Below are 20,350 nucleotides of genomic sequence, written 5' to 3' on the forward strand. Positions count from 1 at the left end.
GTCCCCGCTGGTCAGGAGAAGTCAAGGCCGATGTCGAACACGTGCGCCGAATGCGTCAGCGCGCCGACGGCAAGGTAGTCCACCCCGGTCACGGCGACGTCTCGGGCCCGCTCCAGGGTAAGGCCACCACTGGCCTCGAACTCCGCCCGCCCCGCGGCGAGGCGCACCGCCTCGGCCATCTCGGCGTCGGTCATGTTATCCAGCAGGATGCTCGTCGCGCCCACCGCCAGAGCCTCCTCGACCTGCGCGAGGGTGTCGCACTCCACCTGGATGTGCAGGGACGGGTACACCGCCCGGATCGCCTCGTACGCCTTGGTGACGCCTCCGGCCGCCGCGACGTGGTTGTCCTTGATGAGCGCGGCGTCGTGCAGGCCCATCCTGTGGTTGACGCCGCCGCCGCACTTGACGGCGTACTTCTGCAGGGCGCGCAGGCCGGGCAGGGTCTTGCGCGTGTCGCGGACCTTGGCCTTCGTGCCTTCCATGGCGTCGGTCCACTGCCGGGTGGCCGTCGCGATTCCGGACAGGTGGGTGAGCAGGTTCAGGGCCGTCCTCTCGGCCCGCAGCAGGGCCCTGGTCGCCCCGCTGACCGAGATGAGGACCTGGCCGGGGACGACCCGGTCCCCGTCCTCGACCCTCGTCTCGTACGCCACGTCCAGGGCCTCGAACACGACGCACGCGACCGGGACGCCGGCGACGACGCCGTCCTGCCGCGCCCGGAGGTCCCCGGCGGCGGTGTCCTCCGGTGCGAAGATCGGCGTGCTGGTGACGTCGACCTCGCCGTCCTCGGCCAGCGCCGTCCGGACGAGGTTTTCCACAGCCTGTGGATCGAGCCCGGCGGCGGCGAGCGCCTGGGAGAGTTCCGGTGTCATGAGCGCTTTCCTTCCACGGGTTCGTAGGTGGTCGTCAGGGCGTTCCCCGCCAGCCGGGTGACGAGGTGGCCGCGCCACGTCCCGTCCGCGCGCTCGGGGAAGTCCTCGCGCCAGTGGCTCCCGCGCGTCTCCTCCCGCCGCCGCGCCGCCGCCACGATCGCGGACGCGACGGTGTGCAGGTTGGTGGCCTCCCAGGCCCCCACCCCCGGTTCGGCGTGCCCGCCGCCGAGCGCGTCGAGCTCGGCCGCCGCCCGCTCCAGCCCTTCGGCTCCCCGCAGCACGCCCGCGTAGGAGGTCATCACGCGCTGGATCTCTTCCCGCAGCCCGCCCGCGAGCAGCCCGCTCCCGGCCGAGCCGCCGCGTGCCACGCCCTCGCCCGGCGTCCGGCCCGGCACCGTCCCACCGGACGTCCTGGACGTGCCCGCCGCACCGCCGGCCGCCTCGCCGGTCGAACGCGTCGCAGGGCCGGTATCGGCCAGGTCCTGGACGAGGGCGCCGGCGATCCGGGCGGCGAAGACGAGCCCTTCGAGAAGGGAGTTGGACGCGAGGCGGTTGGCGCCGTGGACGCCCGTGCACGCGACCTCGCCGCAGGCGTAGAGGCCCGGGACGGACGTGCGGCCGTGCAGGTCCGTACGGACGCCGCCGCTGGCGTAGTGCGCGGCGGGGACGATGGGGATCGGCTCCGTCACCGGGTCGATGCCGTGGTGCCTGCACGCGGCGAGGATGGTCGGGAACCGGTGCTCCCACATCGCCGCGCCGAAGTGCCGCCCGTCGAGGAACATGCAGGACGCGCCGGTCTCGGCCATCCGGTTCGTGATCCCCTTGGCGACGACGTCGCGCGGGGCGAGTTCGGCGAGCTCGTGCCGTCCGACCATGAAGCGCTCGCCGTCGCGGTCGACGAGGCGCGCCCCCTCCCCCCGCACGGCCTCGGAGATCAGCGGCTGCTGGCCCGTCGCGCCGCGGCCGAGCCACAGCACCGTCGGGTGGAACTGGACGAACTCCAGGTCGGTCACCTCGGCCCCGGCGCGCAGCGCGAGCGCGACGCCGTCGCCGGTCGACACCTCCGGGTTCGTCGTCGCGGAGAACACCTGCCCGAGCCCGCCGGTGGCGAGCACCACGGCCCGGGACCGGACGGCGCCGACGCCGCCGGGCTGCCCCTCGCCCATGACGTGCAGGGTGACCCCGGCCGCGCGCCCGGCGGCGTCCTTCAGCAGGTCGAGGACCAGCGCGTGCTCGATCACCTCGACGCCGGAGTCCTTGAGCGCGGCGAGCAGGGCCCGGCTGATCTCGGCGCCGGTCGCGTCCCCGCCGGCGTGCGCGATGCGCCTCCGGTGGTGGCCGCCCTCGCGGGTGAGCTCGAGGTCGCCGCCGGAGCGGTCGAACGCGGTGCCGAGCTCGATCAGCCCGCGGACCGCGTCCGGTCCCTCGGTGACGAGCGCCCGGACGGCGTCCTCGTCGCACAGCCCGACCCCGGCGGTGAGGGTGTCGGCGAGGTGCTCCTGCGGGGTGTCGTCGGGGTCGAGCGCGGCGGCGATGCCGCCCTGCGCCCAGCGGGTCGATCCCGCGTCGAGCAGTGCCTTGGTGACGAGCAGCACCCGCCCGTGCGGGCGGCACCGCAGCGCGGCGACCAGCCCGGCGATGCCGGACCCGATCACGACGACGTCGGTGTCGCGGGTCCAGCCGGGTGCGGGGGCGTGGAGAACGGAAGGGATCACGAGCCCTCCTCCGGGGTCGGTTCTCGTCATTATGACCCTAACCCCGGATCGCGCTCGCGACCGCCCCCCTCTCACCGCCCCCGGAGGGCGGACCGGGTCAGTTGCGGATCAGGTCGCCGCGGGTGGTCTTCGTGCCGGGGACGGGTTCGGCGGGGTCGTCGCCCAAGGAAATGATCTTGTTGGAGCGGTCGACGTGGACGACGGAGGGGGTGAAGTCGCGGGCCTCGGCGTCGGTCATCTGGGCGTAGCTGATGATGATGACCAGGTCGCCGGGCTGGACGAGGCGGGCGGCGGCGCCGTTGATGCCGATGACGCCGGAGCCGCGCTCGCCGGCGATCAGGTAGGTCTCCAGGCGGGCGCCGTTGTCGATGTCCACGACGGAGACCTGCTCGCCGGGGAGGAGGTCCGCGGCGTCCATCAGGTCCTGGTCGATGGTGAGCGAGCCGACGTAGTGCAGGTCGGCCTGGGTGACCGTCGCTCGGTGGATCTTCGACTTGAACATCGTCCGGAACATCAGCGCTCCTTGCCGAAATGGAGGGACATGTTGTCGATCAGGTGGGTGGAGCCGACGCGGCCTGCGACGGCGAGGACGGCCGGGCCGGTGTAGGACGGCGTGACCGGGATGAAGGTCGAGGGGTCGACGAGGACCACGTAGTCGAGGGCCAGCGGCGGGTCGGCGGAGACCGCCTTGTCGAGGACGGTGCCCGCGGCGGCCAGCACCGCGTCCGGGCCGGCGGGGACGGCGTCCGCCCCGGCGCGCAGGGCGCGCGACAGGGCCAGGGCCGTCCGGCGCTCGGCGGCGGACAGGTACCGGTTGCGGCTCGACAGCGCCAGGCCGTCCGGCTCGCGGACGGTCGCGCCGCCCACGATCCGGACGGGCACGTTCAGGTCGGCGACCATCCGGCGGATCATCGCGAGCTGCTGCGCGTCCTTCTCCCCGAAGATCGCCACGTCGGGGCGGACGAGGTTGAGCAGCTTCAGCACGACCGTGAGCATCCCGTCGAAGTGGCCGGGGCGCGTGGCGCCCTCCACGACCTCGCCCATGGGGCCCGATCTGATCGTGACCTGCGGCTCGTCCGGGTACATGACCTCGCGGCCGGGCGCGAAGACGACGTCGACGCCTTCTGCCTCGCAGGCCTCGATGTCGGTCTCGAACGTCCGCGGGTAGCGGTCGAAGTCCTCGCCGGGGCCGAACTGGAGCGGGTTGACGAAGATGCTGACCGCGACCGCGTCCGCCAGGCCGCGGGCCTGCCGGATCAGTGAGCGGTGCCCCTCGTGCAGCGCGCCCATGGTCGGGACGAACGCGAGCGTGCCCTCCGCCCGGGAACGGGCCTCGGCCAGCTCCTCCCGCGTCCTCGCGATGATCACCAAACCTCCCTGGGGGTCAGTCGGCCAGCGCTTCGAGGAGCCGTTCGGCGTCCTCGGGCTTGAGCAGTCCGGCGCCGAGCGCCCGGTCGGCGGTCAGGCGGGCGAGCGCGACGTAGGCGCGGCGGCTCTCCGGCGACACGGTGGCCAGCTCGGCGACGTGGTCGGCGACGGTGCCGGCGTCGCCGCGGGCGACCGGGCCGGTGAGGCCGTCGATGCCGAGGCGCAGGCCGTTGTCGAGCGCGGCGCCGAGGAGCGGGCCGAGCATCCGGCCGGGTTCGGCCACGCCGGCGCGCGACAGCAGGTCCATCGACTCGACGACCAGCGTGACCAGGTGGTTCGCGCCGCCGGCGAGCGCCGCGTGGTAGAGCGGGCGGGCCTCTTCGGTGATCCAGACGGGCTCGCCGCCCATCTCCAGGACGAGGGCCTCGGCGACCGGGCGCAGCGGCTCGGGCGAGGTGACGCCGAACGAGATGCCGGTGAGCCGGTTCACGTCGTCCGGGCGTCCGGTGAAGGTCATCACCGGGTGCAGGGCCAGCGGCAGGGCCCCCGCGCGGGTGAGCGGGTCCAGGACGGCGGTTCCGTACCGTCCGCTGGTGTGCATGACGAGCTTGCCCGTGACCGGGACGCCCGCCGGGACCAGGCCGCCGGCGAGCTCGGGCAGCGCGTCGTCGGGGACGGTCAGCAGCACCAGGTCGGCGGCGGCGACCACGTCCTGCGGCGGGGCCGTCGCCGCGCCGGGGAGCCGTTCCTCGACGCGTGCCCGGGACCGCTCGGAGACGGCCGCGGCGGCGACCACGCGGTGGCCGGCGCGCGACAGCGCGGCGCCGAGCGCCGTGCCGACGCGGCCGGCGCCGACGACGCCGACCGCGAGGCGCGCGGGCCGTTCCGCAGGTGTCTCCTCGCTCTTCCGGGGGGTGCGGGGGGCCGTCCCCCCGGAAGAGCCCGGCCCGTTTCCGGGCGTGCCGGAAGAGGGCGTGACCTCTGGGTCCATCGGTTTCGTTCCAGTCCTCAGGTAGGTACCGGACGTGCGCGCACCAGGCTACCCGCGGGACCCGGCCGCGCGGTCCGGTGGGTGACGATCGTCACCCCGCCCCCCATTCAGTCATGCGCGAGGGACTCCACGACGGACGTCTTCGCGGCGCGCCGCGCCGGCATCACCGCGGCGATCATTCCGGCGGCGCCGGCGAGGACGACGAACCCGGTCACCTGGAGGTAGGGCAACGCGAAGATCGAGTCGGTCGCCATCGCGTTCGTCGCGGCCCACCCGAACCCGATGCCGAGCACGACCCCGGTGAACGCGCCGATCACGGCCATGACGAGCGCCTCGACCGACAGCATCCGGCGGAGCTGGCGCTTGGTGAGGCCGAGGGCCCGCAGCAGCGCCGACTCCCGCGTCCGCTCCACGACCGACAGGGTCAGCGTGTTCGCGATGCCGAACAGCGCGATGACGATCGCCAGGCCGAGCAGCCCGCCGAAGACCATCAGCACCGTGTCGACCGCCTTGCTCAACGACTCCTCGAACTCGGCGGACGACACCACCTTCGCGGCCGGGTAGGGACGCGCGGCGTCCTCCATCGCCCTGCGGGCCTGGGAGGCGGGAACGCCGTCGCGGGTCTTGACGTAGATCTCGGCCGGGTCCCGGACGCCGAAGTACCGGGTGAAGTCCGCCTCCGGAACGATGATCCCGCTGAGGCTCGACCCCTCCCGGTACACCGCGGTGATCTTCACGGGGACGGTGCCCCGCGACGTCTTGACCTGGAGGGTCTGGCCGATGCCCCGGCCGGACACCTTGGCCGACATCTCGTCCACCATCGCGGTGCCCGGCTTCTGCGCGGCGGCGAGCGTGCCCTGCTTCATCTCGGGCTTGAGAATCGTGCCGAGCGCCGAGGGGGTGATCGTGGAGATGGTGCCGTCGTCGCCGGCGACCGTGGTCTCCTCGCGGCGCATCTCCACGGCCTCGGTGACCTCGGGGCGCTTCCGCAGCGACTCGGCGAGCGCGTGCGGGACGGTCCCCTCGTAGTCCTGCGTCCGGATCTGGAACTGGACGGGGAACTGCTCCTCCAGCTGGGACGACGCCGTCGCCTTGCCGCTCGCCGCGACCACCGCGAACAGGCTCATGAGCCCGACGCCGACGGTCAGCGCGATCGTGGTGGTGGCGGTGCGGCGGGGCGCGCGCTGCGCGTTCGCCACCGCGAGCCGTCCCGGGACGCCGCCGAGCCGGGCCGGGACCGCGCCCGCGAGCCGCCCGAGCGGGCGGACGAGCGCCGGCATCGCCGCGATCACGGCGAGGAAGAACACGCCGCCGGCGAACGCGACCACGTACATCGCGGTCTCGCCCTTCTCCATGACGACCGAGCCGAGCGTCCCGAGGGCGAGCCCGGCGGCGCCGAGCAGGACGGCGACCCCGGTGCGGATCCAGCCGAGCCGGAAGCGTCCGCTGCCCGGCTCCAGGTCGGCGCGCAGCGCGGCGACCGGCGCGACGCGGGTGGCGGCGCGGGCCGGCAGCAGCGCGGACAGGACGGTCACCACGACACCGACCAGCAGCCCGACGACGATCGTGCGGACCGCCAGGGACGGCCCGGCGACCGCCACGCTGGCGTTCAGCCGGTTGACCACGACGAGCGCGCCCTCGCCGAGGCCGACGCCGGCGGCGAGCCCGAGCAGCGAGCCGACCAGGCCGACGGCGAAGGACTCCACCAGGACGCCGCCGAACACCTGCCGGCGGGTCGCGCCGACGCAGCGCAGCAGCGCCATCTCCCGCATCCGCTGCGCGATCAGGATCGAGAACGTGTTGTAGATGACGAGGGCGGACACGAGCATCGCGACCAGCCCGAAGATCAGCAGCCCGGTGCGGATGATCTTGGTGTCGGCGCCGGCCGCCTTCGCCAGCCGCGCGCCGAGCTCCTCGCCCGTGAACACGTCGTAGGCGCCGCCCGTGGCGGCCTTCACCGCGGCCTTGTCGCCGCCCGCGACGTCGATTTCGCGGTAGGTCTTCTCACCGGTCATCCGCAACGCGGTCGCGGGGTCGAAGCCCACGGCGCCGCGGAAGCTCGCCTCCTGGTCGATGCCGAAGTCGACCAGGCCGGCGACCCGGAACCGGTGCGGCCGGTCCTTCCCGTCGAGGACGGTCACGGTGTCGCCGACGCCGTAGCCCTCCCGCTTGGCGAGCTCGGTGTCCAGGACGGCCTCGCCGCCTCCGGACGGCGGCCGTCCCTTGTCGACGTCGTAGCGCAGCAGCCGTCCCGACGGCACGGACATGCCGGCGGTGGGGAAGTCGCCGACCGCCTTGCCGTCCTTGCCGACCAGCGCGGCGTCGCCCTGCACCACCCCCTGCGCCTCGGTGACGCCGGGCAGCGCCCTGACCTTGCCGAGCAGGTCGGCCGGGACGCCCTCCTCGGGGTCGTCGCCCTTGGGGACGACCGCGAAGTCCACCTTGTCGGCCGACTTCGCGAACGTCTTGGAGATGCCCTTGTCCATCGTGTCCGTGAGGACGAACGTCCCCGAGATGAACCCGACGCCGAGGGTGATCGCGACCGCCGTCAGCAGCAGCCGCAGCTTGTGGGCCCGCAGGCCCGCCAGGGTCGTCCGCAGCATCTCTCAGGCCCCCAGGCTCTTCAGCCGGTCCAGGACGGCGCCCGGGGTCGGCTGGACGATCTCGGAGACGATCTCCCCGTCGCGCAGGAACACCACCCGGTCCGCGTGCGAGGCGGCGACCGGGTCGTGGGTGACCATCACGATCGTCTGCCCCATCTCGCGGACCGAGGTGCGCAGGAACCCCAGCACCTCGGCGCCCGCGCGGGAGTCGAGGTTGCCGGTCGGCTCGTCCGCGAAGATCACCTCGGGGCGGGCGACGATCGCGCGGGCGCACGCGACGCGCTGCTGCTGCCCGCCCGACAGCTCGTTCGGACGGTGCCCGAGCCGGTCGCGGAGCCCGAGGGTGTCGACGACGTGGCCGAACCACGCCCGGTCCGGCTTGCGCCCGGCCAGCTCCATGGGGAGCAGGATGTTCTGCTCGGCGGTGAGCGTCGGCAGCAGGTTGAACGCCTGGAACACGAACCCGACGCGGTCGCGGCGCAGCAGCGTCAGCCGCCGGTCGCCCATCCCGGTGATCTCGGCGTCGCCGAGCACGATCCGCCCGCCGGTGACGGTGTCCAGCCCGGCGAGGCAGTGCATCAGCGTCGACTTCCCGGAACCGGACGGGCCCATGATCGCGGTGAACGCGCCCCGGGCGAACCCGACGCTGACCCCGCGCAGCGCGTGCACGGCCGCGTCCCCGGACCCGTACACCTTCGACACGCCCTCGGCGGTGACGGCCGGCGGGACCGCGGCGGCCGGGGCTCCCCGGGGCGGTTCGGCGAACGTGCTGGTCACGGTGACTCCTTCTGGTCGTGGATGATCGTGCTCCACGCTAGGAATCCGCGGCGCCCCTGCCATCGACCCGGCGTCGACGCTCCGCGTCACTCTCACGGCTATCCGCGACGCCTCCGTACGACTTGAGTCGTACGGCCGCGTCCCCCCGGCCACCGACCGTCCCGGTGTCCGCCCCGCTCCGGGCCGGGCATGCGAAAGCGCCGGAGACCTGGCAGGTCTCCGGCGCTCTTCGGTCACGGGCTCGAAGCCCGCACGGGCGATCGTCAGTTGTTGACGGACGCGCCGCCCTTGCAGCCCGCCTGGGCGCCGCCGATGACGGCCACGGCGTTGCCGCAGACGTCGACGGGGATGGAGATCGGCACGAAGACCTGGTTCCCGTTGAGGAGCCCGACGTTGGGGCCGGTCTCGTTGTCGTTGAACGAGCCGTGGTGCTTCTTGCCGTGGTGGCCGTCGCCACCGAGGGCGGCCGCGTAGGCGGGCGTCGCGGCCAGAGCGGAGCCGGCGACGGCGAGGCCGAGGATGCCGGTGGCGGCAAGCTTCTTGATCACGAGTGTCCTCCCGTACGTGGGCCATGAGACCCGGTATGACTGATGCCGACGTCCGCCATGTGGACGGCGTCGCGTACGGTAGTTACCCAGCTACTCTTAGGTAGACCAATCCCCCACGTCACGATGAATGCAAAAAGTCGCCATCGAGTGACCAGGCCGTTACGTTGAGTGACCTCTTTGGCCGCTTTTGACCAGGCCTGTCTCGTAGGCGAACACGACCGCCTGGACCCGGTCCCGCAGGTTCAGTTTCATCAGGATCCGCCCCATGTGCGTCTTCACCGTCGCCTCGGAGACGTACAGCTTCCCCGCGATCTCCGCGTTCGACATCCCCCGCGCGACGAGCCGCAGCACCTCGCCCTCCCGGTCGGTCAGGCTCTCCAGCGCGGCGCTCGCGGCCTGACCCGAATCCGGCAGGTGCACGGCGAACCGGTCCAGCAGGCGCTTGGTCGTGCTCGGCGCCACCACCGCGTCCCCCGAGTGCACCGCCTTGATCGCCTCGATGAGCTGCGCCGGGCCCGCGTCCTTCAGCAGGAACCCGCCCGCGCCGGCCTTGATCGCCGCGAACGCGTACTCGTCCAGGTCGAACGTCGTCAGGATCACCACCTTCGGCCCCGACCCGGCCGCCGCCACCCGCCGCGTCGCCTCGATCCCGTCCATCCGCGGCATCCGGACGTCCATGAGCACGACGTCGGCGCGCGTGCCGCGCAGCAGCTCCAGCGCCTGCACGCCGTCCCCGGCCTCACCGGCGACCTCGATGTCGGGCTGCGCGTCCAGCACCATCCGGAACCCGGCCCGCACCAGCTCCTGGTCGTCCACGAGCACGACCCGGATCGGCGGCGCCGGCTCGGCGTCCACCACGTTCACTCCGACCTCCCGCGGACAAAGCCCACACATACCGTCATGCGGACATCCTGGAGTACGCGGCCCGCCTCGCGCTCGTCATGCCGGAACCTCCTCGCGCACCGGGATCGACGCGACGACCTCGAACCCGCCTCCGGCGCGCGGTCCCGTGCGGACGCTGCCCCCGTACACGGCGACCCGTTCCCGCATGCCGGCGAGACCGTGGCCCCGCCCGTCGTCGGACGCCGACGCGCCACGCCCGTCGTCCTCCACGCGGATCTCCAGCGCGTCCTCGGCGTACCGGAGCCGGACCGACACGTCCGCCCGCGGGCCCCCGTGCTTGAGCGTGTTGGTCAGCGCCTCCTGGACGATGCGGTAGACCGTGAGCTGGCGGCCCTCCGACATCGTCGCCGGCGTCCCCTCGACCTCGTAGGCCACCGTCAGCCCGGACGCGCGGACCTGCTCGACCAGGTCGTCCAGCTGCGCGACCCCCGGCTGCGGCGCGAACGCCCCGGCGTCGTCGGTCTCGCGCAGGACGCCGAGGAGCCGCCGCATCTCCGCCAGCGCCGTCCGCCCCGTCGAGGAGATCGTGTCGAGCGCCTGCCTCGCCCGCCGCACATCGGTGTCGATCGCGTAGGCCGCGCCGTCCGCCTGCACCACGATCACGCTGACGTTGTGCGCCACCACGTCGTGCAGCTCCCGGGCGATCCGCGCGCGCTCGGCCGCCATGGCCATCCTGACCTCGTTGTCGCGTTCGAGCTCCAGCCGCGCGGCGCGTTCCTCCACCGAACGCAGGTACGCGCGCCGCGTCCGCATGTGCAGGCCGAGGATGTACACGCCCGCCACCATGACCGTCAGCATCGTGAACGCGAACCTGCGGTCCTGGGCGCCTTCCGGATACCGGATGGTGGCCATGACGGAGCCCGTCTCGGCGACCAGCACCGCGGCGACCCCCCACCGGAAGGTGCAGTTCGCGGTGACCGTGTACAGCCCCATCAGGACCGCCAGGTTCGCCGGGACCGGGATCGCTCCGACAAGGCACTGCACGCCCGAGACGACCACGACCGCGACGAACACCGCGCGCGGGAACGTCCGGCGCAGCACGAGCGGACCGATCAGCGCCGCCGACAGCAGCGCGTACCTCACCGAGCCCAGACCGGAGGTTCCGCTCAGCATCGACGGCAGGGCGAACAACACGACCGGAAGCGCGAAGAATCCGTCGACGAGCAGCTTCCTGCGCCGCAGCCACTCCCATGCCCTCGCCACCATGCCGACAGAGTACGGAGGCGCGGATCCGTCCGGGATCAGCCGCAGGTCGGACGTGCGTCCACCGCGAGGATGGCGGCCGGGACGGCGTCGCCCACGGTAACGTCGCAACCGTGGCGTCGTTGGTTTCCGGATGGCAGACGTGGCGGACCGCGATGGAGCGGGCGCTGTACGGGGAGGACGGCTTCTACCGTCGCGGTGAACGCCCCGCCGAGCACTTCCGCACCTCGGTGCACGCCTCGTCGCGCTTCGCCGCCGCCATCACCCGCCTCCTCGTCGACGTCGACGACCTGCTCGGCCGCCCCGACCGGCTCGACCTGGTCGACATCGGCGCCGGGTCCGGGCACCTGCTGAGGAACATCCTGGCCTGCGCACCCGCCGACCTGGTCTCCCGGCTCGCCCCGGTCGCGGTGGAGATCGCGCCCCGCCCCGCGGAGCTGCCGTCCGGCATCGAGTGGCGCCCGGACCTGCCCGCCCGCATCACCGGCCTCGCCGTGGCGAACGAGTGGCTCGACAACGTCCCGCTGGACGTGGTGGAGCACACCCCCGACGGCGTCCGGACCGTGCTGGTCGACCCGTCCACGGGCACCGAACGCCCCGGCCCGCCACCGTCGGACAAGGACAACGACTGGCTGGAACGCTGGTGGCCCCTCCGCGAACCGGGCGACCGCGCCGAGATCGGCCACCCGCGCTGCGCCGCCTGGGCCTCGGTGGTGCGCCGCCTCTCGCGAGGCCTCGCGATCGCGATCGATTACTCCCACTTCCGAGAAACACGACCGGTCTACGGGACGCTGACCGGCTACCGCGACGGCGCGACCGTCCCCGCCGTCCCGGACGGCTCATGCGACGTCACCGCCCATGTCGCGCTCGATTCCTGCGCCGCCGAGGGCGAGCGCGCCGGCGCGACGTCCACCCTGCTGACCACCCAGCGCGACGCCCTGCGCGCCCTAGGCCTGTCCGGCACGCGCCCACCGCTGGACCTGGCCCACCGCGACCCGCGCGCCTACGTCGCCGCCCTCTGCCACGCAGGCGAGGACGCCGAACTGACCGACCCCTCCGGCCTGGGCAGCTTCGGCTGGCTGGCCCAGGCGGTCGACATCCCCATCCCACCCACCCTCACCCCCGAGCCCCAACCCCACCCGTAAGGCCCACGGGGATAGACGGCCTCCACCCCTCAACACACAACAGCCACCGCCCACGACGCCGCCGAGACACCACTTTGGGTCACGAGCCAGGGCCGCACGCCGTGCACACCACCTGTGACCCCACCCTGCTCACCCAGGCCGACCCCAGGCGGGCCGGCTGGCATCGTCGGTCGCTCGAAGCAGGCGTGCTCACGCCTGCGAAACGTCACCGACGAGCAGAGCCACGGTCAGCACTCCACGTGTAGGGCCTGCAAGCCTCGCAGGACGTAGCCGGGCTTCCAGGTCGGCTCTTCGGACAGGCGGAGGCCGGGCGCCACGCGGAGCAACGTGCCGAAGGACTCGGCGAGTTCGATGCGTGCCAGGGGCGCACCGAGGCAGTAGTGGATGCCGAGTCCGAAGGTGATGTGCGGGTTGGGGTCGCGTTCCAGGTCGAGACGGTTCGGCTCAGCGAACACGTCCGGGTCACGGTTGGCGGATGCGAAGTGCAGCGCCACCTCGGCACCGCGGGGAATGTCGACACCCGCGACCGTGATGTCCTCCAGGACCCACCGCTCGAACATCGGCGCCGGGGTGTCGTAGCGCAGCAATTCCTCGACGGCCGTGGGGACGAGGTCCGGACGGGCCCGGAGCCGCTCCAGCTCGCCCGGGTTGCGGAACAGCGACCACCAGCCGTTCCCGGTCGCGTTCACCGTCGCCTCGTGCCCGGCGTTGAGCAGCAGGACGCAGGTGCCGATCAGCTCGTCCTCGGTGAGCCGGTCGCCCTCGTCCACGACCTGGGCGAGGGCGGTGATGAGATCGTCGCGGGGCTCGTCCCGGCGGGTGCGGGCGAGGGCGCGCAGGTAGTCGGAGAACTCGACGGCGGCGCGGACGGCGGTCCGCTGCGCCTCCTCGGAAGGGTTCAACTCGTACATGCCGCATATGTCGGCCGACCAGGGGCGCAGCAGGTGGCGGTCCTCGACGGGGACGCCGAGCATCTCGGCGATCACGTTCACCGGCAGCGGCTCGGCGACCTCGGCGAGCAGGTCGCCGCCGCCCTTGTCCGCGAGGGTTCCGACCAGCTCGCCGGCGAGGCGCCTGATCATCGGACGCAGGCCCTCGACCATCCTCGCCGTGAACGCCTTGGACACCAGACGGCGCAACCTCGTGTGGGTGGGCGGTTCCACGTCCAGCATCCCGGCGCGGATGAGATCCCAGAACGGCTTCAGGAAGTCGGCTTCCGGGGGCTGGCCGAACTCCTCATGGCCGGCGATATGGAGGTACGAGCGGCCGAGCCGCCGGTCCCGCAGCAGCGCGTTGACGTCCTCGTACCGGCTGATCACCCACTGGCCGGTGGGCTCGTGGAAGAACACAGGACGCTCGGCGCGAAGCCGCTCGAACACCGGGTATGGGTCCGCCACGAACGCGGGGGACCAGGGGTCATAGTCCAAATCGCTCATGATCTGACGATTTTCGCATCACGGACTTATCCACAGCAAAACCATGCAACGGATCCGAACGAGGCACTCCCCGTCACCCCGACCCGCCGGGCGCGCACTTCAGCGACCGCTCGGCCATTCGTCCACAACGCGCAACACCGTCCAGCGCCAGCAGCCGCACCCCGTCCACCATCCGTCCACCGTCCCGTCCAGCGACACCGCTGACAAGATCCGCATCACCGCCGACAGGACCCGGGCCACCGACTGCGCGTTCCCATGCCCGATCAGCGTCCGGAGGTCCGCGCGCCACCACTCCCCGGTGTTGGCCGCCTCCGGTCCGGGCACCAGCCCGGCCCCCCAGACAGCGACCTCAACCGCAGGTGTCGGAGATCACCTGCGGCCCGTACACCGGCCGCCGCGGCGTCCATGCCATGGTTGCTCCCACTACTCGGCGGACGTCCGCGGCGACCGGCGCGTTCGTGCTGACCCACGGCCCGGGATTCCTGACCTCCCCACGACCGCGGCCCTCGTGCGTTCGCGTCCTCCTGACGTCGTCGGGCCTGAACGGGCCTGACCGGGGCGTGGACGGGGTCGACTCGGCGGGGCCCAGGCGGGTGGGCTCATGCGTGGGCTCGCGGTGCGGTCAGTTGAAGCCGAAGGTTGGTGACAGCGGCCTCTGCCGGAAGAGAGAGGCTGGAACAGCGTCAGCAATGGCCTTGTAGCCTGCCGGGTTCAGGTGCAGATGATCGCCGACGTCGTAGGACGGCAGCAGCCTCCTCGGGTCTGAAGGATCGCGGGTCGCGCGATCGAAGTCGATCACGGCATCGAAGCGGCGACTGGTGCGGATCCACGCGTTGACCGTTTGGCGGGCCTTCTCGCGGTAGCCGTCGGGGTCGTCATAACCGGTATTGCCCCCGAACGGTGTGAGCGTCGCCCCATGGACACGGATGCCCTGCGCGTGTGCACGGACGATGATCTGGTCGTAAGCCATGATGAGGTCGTCGGCCACCTGCTTCTGAGCTGCCGGTGTGGCCTGGGCGGTGCCGATGTCGTTCACCCCCTCGAACACGACCAGCCATTCGACTCCGCTCTGGGCCAGCACGTCGCGGTCCAGGCGGGCGAGAGCGTTGGGACCGAGCCCGTCATTGAGGACGCGGTTGCCGCCCGCCGCCTGGTTGACGATGGCGATCCCGCTGGTGGACGGGTGGGACTGAAGACGGTCGAGGACTTGGTCCGGCCAGCGGTCATTCATGTTCGTCGTGGAACCCCGTCCGTCGGTGAGGGAGTCCCCGAGGACCGCCACGGCCGCCGCGGAGGGCTTAGCCCATACTTCGAGGCCGCTGAGGAAGTACCAGTGGTCGGTGGACGTCGCGCCTGGCATGTCGGTGTCCGCGGTGTGGTCCCCGGCCAGCATGTACGACGTGGTCCTGGAGCCGGGATGGGACGTGATGTCGGTGGAGGCCTGGCCGTCCGCCAGGTAGACGGTCACCGTGAGGATCGACCGAGGCGCCACCGGGAAGGTCAGCGGGTCGGACACCATCTGGGCGCCGACGGGGATGGTCAGTGCGGACCGGCCATGAAAGGTCACGGGCCGGGACGACCCCGGTTCGATCGCGCTGACGCCCGCCTTCCCGCCGTCCGGGAGCGCGACCGACACCTTGGAGATCGGGAGCGCCGCACCGCCGAACGCGTTGGAGAACCGCAAGCGCACATTCCGGCCACCAAGCGAGACGCGGATGGTCTGCCGCAAGGTCGCGTCCTCGAAGACCTTGTCGTCCTGGGTGAACGGGGGCGGCGGCATGTTGCCGGGCTCCGTCAGCTGTGGCATCGATACCCAGCTGTCCACCCAGTGCCCGCTGATCTTCGGGGCGGCCGGCCCGCCCGCAGCGCGAGGCGCGCCGTCCGCACCAGTAACGGGAACCACGAGCGAGGCCGCCACGAGCGCCGCCGTGAGCATCACGGCCGCCGTCGCCCAACCGATCGGAGACAGCGCGTTCAGACACCGCAAGAACGCACCTGCCCGCACGACCGGGCGCCGGACGCGGACATACCGGAAACGTCTCACCACAGGCCTCCGATCACCCCGAATCGTCGAATTGTTTCGAAGCTTTTCGAGTCTTTGTCGAACGTACGCCGACCTGATCACCCCGTCAAGAACACGCTCCTATCACTGACGCCGCCCGAAGAGGGCCGTTGACACCACCAATGAAGACGAGCCCCCTCAGCGCGATTTCGCGCCAAGCACCTCGCCCTTCAAGCCATCCCTCAACCCCACGCGCGACGCACACGCCATCGCCCCCGCCCAGCAGGCCAGGGGCGAGTGCGGTGACCTGCCTGGAAAGCAGTCAGGTGCGAGACCCGCCGTCCGGAGCTCGCCGTCGAGAACTTCGCCGTCCTGCCGAATACCGGTGGCGAACAAACATCGAGAGGGCGCTGCTCCAACAACCCAGCGCATCCCCAAATTCGACGACAACCGTTGACCACAGACCAACAGCGGCCATGTCTCTGCCCCAGCATTCTCGAAACTTTTGCGACGATCGTTGATCAACGGCCGAGCATCGCGGAGGCGCGTGGTCCGGCGAGGCGTCAGCCCGCCCGCCCCCTCGGGCGGACCGACGGATTTCATCGTCGTTCAGGCGGGACGGGCATGGAACTAGAACGTGATTCTGTGGAAAACGGCCGCGAGTGGTTGATCACGCCGGCGTCCGGGAGGAGAGGCAGCGCATCGCACCGTGTTCTCGGCGTCTGGCCCGCAAGTAGCTTCCCGGTTGATGTCTTCGGAGGTCACCGAGGCATTGGCGAGCGCCTCACCCTCCTGGAACAGGCGCCGTGCGGTCCCGTCTGTCAGTCCAGGCCAGGCTGGGTTGGATCAGCCGCCCTGAAGCTCTTGCGCAGGGTGCGCTGGACGTAGGCCATGGCCTCCTGAGCGGCAGCGTCGGGCTGGTCACCGAACGCGCCCCGGCCGCGACGGCCTTTCCGACGGCGTCAGCGGGCCCAGTGGGTGGGGTCTCCGCCGCCACCGCGGCGGGCAGCGGTGGCTCGGCCGGCGGTGGAGTCGACGATCGCGCGTGCCTCGCCCAGATCGCGGTCCGCCGCGGCGACCTGGACCGGGCCGGGGGGCGCGTCAACGTGGACGGTGGCCAGGCCGAGCAGGCGCTGGAAGACGTTCGCCGTCAGGCGGACGCTCTGCGCGCGCGCGTGGGCGATCACGTCCGTGCGGCGGCACGGCCATCCGTGCCGGGACACGAAGACCACGTCGTCGGTGCCGGCGCCGTCCGCCCGGTCGATGGCCACGGCCTTGGAGGACGCGGGGACGAGGGGCACGGCGTCGACGTCCGTCCCCGGGAAGACCTGGGAGACGAGGTGCATTGCGACGTGTCGAGGTGCGACGGGCAGCAGGGTCGACGACAGGGCCTGGCGTTCGCCCGCGTAACCGGCGACGGTGACGTCGACGCGGGCCCAGCCGAGGCTGCGCCAGATCGCCGGTTCGACGATGCTCACGGCCTGCACGCGGCCCGGCGGGAGCGTCTGCATCCGGGTCTCCAGCAGCCCGTAGCGCAGGCGGATTCCGTCCGGCGACATGGCGACCGTGAAGTTGGCGTACATCACCAGAGGCGCGGCGACGGCCCGGATGAGGCCGAGCAGCACGGGGATGGTGACGGCCAGGATCCCGCCCTCGGCGTACAGGACGAAGAAGATGAGGGACGCGATGAAGAGCAGCACCGTCCCGAGTACAGGGAGCCGCACGACCAGCGACCCGAGCAGCGAACCGAACGGGACGCGCCACAGGTGCCGTTCGGGCGCCTCTGGTGTGTGACCCGGCAGGCCCGCAGCGCGCGCGAGAAGTTCGGCTCGCAACTGTTGTGCCGAGTGCCGTCCCAGGTAGCGGAGTGCGATTTCGCTCTTCTCACCTCCGGCCAGTTCCACTCGCACTTCTGCCAGAGCGAACACTCGCGTCACCAGAGGGCGAACCAGGTCGATGGCCTGGATGCGCGAGAGGGGGATGCGGCGCTTGTTTTTCCGCAGAATGCCGGTTTCGACGACGAGGTCGTCGTTGTCGACGTGGAAACGCACCGACAGCCACGTCCAGAGCCCCGTCACCACCGCGACCAAACCCATAGGGACGGTCACGATGATGAACCGGAACAGGACCTCCGGCGTGAGCGCCAGGGTTACGCCACTGTTCGTCTGGGTCAGCAGCAGGGGAAAGCCCAGAAGGACGAAGTAGATGATGAGGAAGATGAAAGCGCGCAGCGGGGCCGTCGCCCAGTGGAGCCTGTGCGTCCCCTCGGAGAACCTGATCGGCGGGCGCTGCGCCTGCGGGGGGCCGTACCCGTAGGGAGGACGAGGCGGACCGTACGGCCCAGGCGGCCCGTACGGAGGGCGAGGCGGGCCGTAGGGGCCCGGACGTCCTTGAGGGCCGTACGGGCCAGACGGGCCAGGCGGGCCAGGCGGGCCGGGAGGCCCTGGGGGCCCAGGAGGCCTCGGCGGACCGTAAGGGCCGTAGGGGCCGCTCATAGGCCCATGCTCCGCTCTTCGCCCTTCTGCGCGAGACGGTCGCGCAGCTGGGCGGCATCGGCCGTGGGCAGTCCCGGGATGGTCGCGTCCGTCGCGGCGGCCGCGGTGTGCATCCGGACGGTGGCGATCCCCATCCAGCGTTCGAGAAGCCCTGCGGTGACGTCGACGAACTGCATCCGCCCGTACGGGACCACGATGAGCCGCTTGACGAACACCCCGTGGGTCACGATGAGGTCGTCGGCGCGTTCGACATACCCGTACGCCCGGCGGTCCAGCTCCGCGACCAGCCAGGTCAGCGCGGCCCCCAGGACGACGGCGGCGACCCACATCGCGGCGGGAACGACGCCTCCGTTCCGCCACACGATGAATCCGCCCACACCGCCTATCGGGATCGCCCACAGGACGGCCATGAGCAGCCTGTGGAACGCGTGGCGCTTGGAGATCGGCGACCAGTGCAGGCCGGCTCCGGGTGCGAACGCCTGGTCCGCCTGGTACATGGGCGGTGCCTGCTGCGCCGGGTATTGTGCCGGTACCTGACCCTGACCAGGCGGCTGACCGCCGGATCCCGGGCCGGGCGGCGCGGGCGGGTACGCCGCGCCCTGATGTCCAGGGTGCGCGGCGGGCTCGTATGGCGGTTCGCTGTGGCTCGCGTTCATTGCCCCCTAGTCAACCGGATAACGAGCACCGCTCGCCATGGGACCATGAAGCGGTGATCGGAGCTGCGGAGACGCGACCATGACCACCGAACGGATCGTCGGGATCGGTGCGGGCGCCAAGGAGCTCGCCACCGAGGACATGACCCTGAACATCGGCCCCCAGCATCCGTCCACGCACGGTGTGCTCCGGCTGAAGCTGACCTTGGACGGCGAACGCATCTCGGCGGCGGAACCCATCGTCGGGTACATGCACCGGGGCGCGGAGAAGCTGTTCGAGGTACGCGACTTCCGGCAGATCATCGTCCTGGCGAACCGGCACGACTGGCTGTCGGCGTTCTCCAGTGAACTCGGCGTCGTCCTGGCCGTCGAACGCATGCTGGGCATGGAGGTCCCTGTCCGCGCCGTATGGGTGAGGACGCTCCTGGCGGAGCTCAACCGGATCCTCAACCATCTGATGTTCCTCGGCTCGTATCCGCTCGAAGTGGGCGCGATCACGCCGATCTTCTACGCGTTCCGTGAGCGTGAGGCCCTGCAGCGGGTCATGGAGGAGATCTCCGGCGGACGCATGCACTACATGTTCAACCGGGTCGGAGGGCTGAAGGACGAGCTCCCCGCCGGTTGGACGGCGCGCGCGCGGACGGCGGTTTCCGAGGTCCGTTCCCGCATGGGTGAGATCGACGACCTCATCATGGGCAACGAGATCTTCCGCGCCAGGACGAGGAACGTCGGCGTCCTCACGCAGGAGCAGATCCTGCAGTACGGGGTGTCCGGACCCATCGCACGCGCTTCCGGCGTCGACTTCGACCTGCGCCGGGACGAGCCCTATCTCGCCTACGGGGACCTGGACGTCCGTGTGGTCACCCGGTCCGAGGGTGACTGCCTCGCTCGTTTCGAGTGCCTGCTCGACCAGGTGCACGCGTCCCTCGACCTCGCCGACGCCTGCCTGGACCGTCTCGCGGAACTGCCGCCAGGCCCGATCAACCAGCGGTTGCCCAAGGTCCTGAAGGTCCCGGAGGGGCACACCTACGCCTGGACTGAGAACCCGCTGGGCCTGAACGGCTACTACCTGGTGTCGCACGGCGAGAAGACGCCCTGGCGGATGAAGCTGCGGTCCGCGTCGTTCAACAACATCCAGGTCCTGACCGAGCTGCTGCCCGGAACCCTGGTGGCCGACATGATCGCCATCCTCGGATCGATGTTCTTCGTCGTCGGCGACATCGACAAGTGACCGGCGACAAGTGACCGGCGACAAGTGACCGGCGACAAGTGACCGGCGACAAGTGACCGGGGATCGAGTGACCGGGCGCGCGATGTTCCGTACGGGAGGCTGAACCGGTCACGGTCCGCTCGCGTCAGAAGCCATGACGTGAGGAGTCGCCGATGACGCAGATGCTCGAAAATCCGCCTAACACCGTGCCCGCATTCCCTCCCCCACCGCAGTGGGCGGCAGCCGACCAGCAGTGGACCGACTGGGGGCGGATGCAGGCGTCCGCAGGACCGCCCAGGCAGACCCGCAAGTTCTTCCGCGCGCCTGTCATCGTCCCGCTCGCCGTGCTCACGGGCCTCATCGTGCTCGGCGGCCTGTTCCTGCTGATCGCGGCCCCGACCGGTGCCGCCGCGGTCTGCGGCGGAGGCTAGT

18 protein-coding genes are annotated in these 20,350 nt (G+C 71.5%); 3 read left to right on the forward strand and 15 right to left on the reverse strand.

The features are described 5' to 3' along the window. Positions 1 to 11 precede the first annotated feature (11 nt). The 10 genes from nadC to ABGB11_RS16585 form a co-directional block, all read right to left on the reverse strand. Complete coding sequence (gene nadC / locus ABGB11_RS16540) at positions 12 to 869, reverse strand: carboxylating nicotinate-nucleotide diphosphorylase (protein ID WP_347633556.1); 858 nt, start codon at positions 867 to 869, stop codon at positions 12 to 14. Then, positions 866 to 2,584: an L-aspartate oxidase gene (locus ABGB11_RS16545; RefSeq protein ID WP_347633558.1), complete on the reverse strand. Its 1,719-nt coding sequence runs from the start codon at positions 2,582 to 2,584 to the stop codon at positions 866 to 868. Before ABGB11_RS16545 ends, nadC begins: the two co-directional genes overlap by 4 nt. Positions 2,585 to 2,681: 97 nt before the next feature. Beyond that, positions 2,682 to 3,098, reverse strand: coding sequence for an aspartate 1-decarboxylase (gene panD, locus ABGB11_RS16550; protein ID WP_347633560.1), 417 nt, complete (start codon positions 3,096 to 3,098; stop codon positions 2,682 to 2,684). Next, positions 3,098 to 3,949: a pantoate--beta-alanine ligase gene (gene panC, locus ABGB11_RS16555; RefSeq protein ID WP_347633697.1), complete on the reverse strand. Its 852-nt coding sequence runs from the start codon at positions 3,947 to 3,949 to the stop codon at positions 3,098 to 3,100. Before panC ends, panD begins: the two co-directional genes overlap by 1 nt. 19 nt (positions 3,950 to 3,968) lie before the next feature. After that, the gene (locus ABGB11_RS16560) at positions 3,969 to 4,943 is read right to left on the reverse strand and encodes a DUF2520 domain-containing protein (protein ID WP_347633562.1); all 975 of its coding nucleotides are present in this window, start codon (positions 4,941 to 4,943) and stop codon (positions 3,969 to 3,971) included. A gap of 107 nt (positions 4,944 to 5,050) precedes the next feature. After that, positions 5,051 to 7,546, reverse strand: a complete 2,496-nt coding sequence (locus ABGB11_RS16565; protein ID WP_347633564.1) for an FtsX-like permease family protein — start codon at positions 7,544 to 7,546, stop codon at positions 5,051 to 5,053. 3 nt (positions 7,547 to 7,549) lie between these two features. Next, positions 7,550 to 8,323, reverse strand: coding sequence for an ABC transporter ATP-binding protein (locus ABGB11_RS16570; RefSeq protein ID WP_347633566.1), 774 nt, complete (start codon positions 8,321 to 8,323; stop codon positions 7,550 to 7,552). Between the two features lie 263 nt (positions 8,324 to 8,586). Continuing rightward, a complete protein-coding gene (locus tag ABGB11_RS16575; RefSeq protein WP_347633568.1) occupies positions 8,587 to 8,871 on the reverse strand; it encodes a chaplin family protein in 285 nt (94 codons plus the stop codon). Positions 8,872 to 9,030: 159 nt separating this feature from the next. Then, positions 9,031 to 9,735 (reverse strand): response regulator transcription factor, encoded by a 705-nt coding sequence (locus ABGB11_RS16580; RefSeq protein WP_347633570.1) that lies wholly within the window; start codon positions 9,733 to 9,735, stop codon positions 9,031 to 9,033. A gap of 75 nt (positions 9,736 to 9,810) precedes the next feature. After that, complete coding sequence (locus ABGB11_RS16585; RefSeq protein ID WP_347633572.1) at positions 9,811 to 10,980, reverse strand: sensor histidine kinase; 1,170 nt, start codon at positions 10,978 to 10,980, stop codon at positions 9,811 to 9,813. Positions 10,981 to 11,090: 110 nt separating this feature from the next. Between ABGB11_RS16585 and ABGB11_RS16590 the strand changes: the two genes are divergently transcribed. Next, complete coding sequence (locus tag ABGB11_RS16590; RefSeq protein WP_347633574.1) at positions 11,091 to 12,122, forward strand: SAM-dependent methyltransferase; 1,032 nt, start codon at positions 11,091 to 11,093, stop codon at positions 12,120 to 12,122. Positions 12,123 to 12,349: 227 nt separating this feature from the next. On the opposite strand, the gene ABGB11_RS16595 is transcribed toward ABGB11_RS16590, so the two are convergent. From ABGB11_RS16595 to ABGB11_RS16615, 5 genes are all read right to left on the reverse strand, one after another. Then, complete coding sequence (locus ABGB11_RS16595; protein WP_347633576.1) at positions 12,350 to 13,558, reverse strand: cytochrome P450; 1,209 nt, start codon at positions 13,556 to 13,558, stop codon at positions 12,350 to 12,352. A 99-nt stretch (positions 13,559 to 13,657) separates the two neighbouring features. Further along, entirely contained in the window at positions 13,658 to 13,882 is a 225-nt protein-coding gene (locus ABGB11_RS16600; RefSeq protein WP_347633579.1) for a hypothetical protein, read from the reverse strand. A gap of 298 nt (positions 13,883 to 14,180) precedes the next feature. Beyond that, positions 14,181 to 15,494: an SGNH/GDSL hydrolase family protein gene (locus ABGB11_RS16605; protein WP_347633581.1), complete on the reverse strand. Its 1,314-nt coding sequence runs from the start codon at positions 15,492 to 15,494 to the stop codon at positions 14,181 to 14,183. A gap of 1,028 nt (positions 15,495 to 16,522) precedes the next feature. Further along, a complete protein-coding gene (locus ABGB11_RS16610; RefSeq protein WP_347633583.1) occupies positions 16,523 to 17,656 on the reverse strand; it encodes a PH domain-containing protein in 1,134 nt (377 codons plus the stop codon). 395 nt (positions 17,657 to 18,051) lie between these two features. Further along, positions 18,052 to 18,552 carry a PH domain-containing protein gene (locus ABGB11_RS16615; protein WP_347633585.1) on the reverse strand — a complete coding sequence of 167 codons (501 nt, stop codon included), beginning with the start codon at positions 18,550 to 18,552 and terminating at the stop codon, positions 18,052 to 18,054. A gap of 238 nt (positions 18,553 to 18,790) precedes the next feature. Here ABGB11_RS16615 and ABGB11_RS16620 point away from each other — a divergent pair, with 238 nt between their 5' ends. Together ABGB11_RS16620 and ABGB11_RS16625 are read left to right on the forward strand one after the other, a co-directional pair. Then, positions 18,791 to 19,939, forward strand: coding sequence for an NADH-quinone oxidoreductase subunit D (locus ABGB11_RS16620; RefSeq protein ID WP_347633587.1), 1,149 nt, complete (start codon positions 18,791 to 18,793; stop codon positions 19,937 to 19,939). 152 nt (positions 19,940 to 20,091) lie between these two features. Next, positions 20,092 to 20,349, forward strand: a complete 258-nt coding sequence (locus ABGB11_RS16625; RefSeq protein ID WP_347633588.1) for a hypothetical protein — start codon at positions 20,092 to 20,094, stop codon at positions 20,347 to 20,349. Position 20,350: the final 1 nt, after the last annotated feature.

Source organism: Actinomadura sp. B10D3 (genome assembly GCF_039871695.1).
Classification (GTDB): Bacteria; Actinomycetota; Actinomycetes; order Streptosporangiales; family Streptosporangiaceae; genus Spirillospora; species Spirillospora madurae.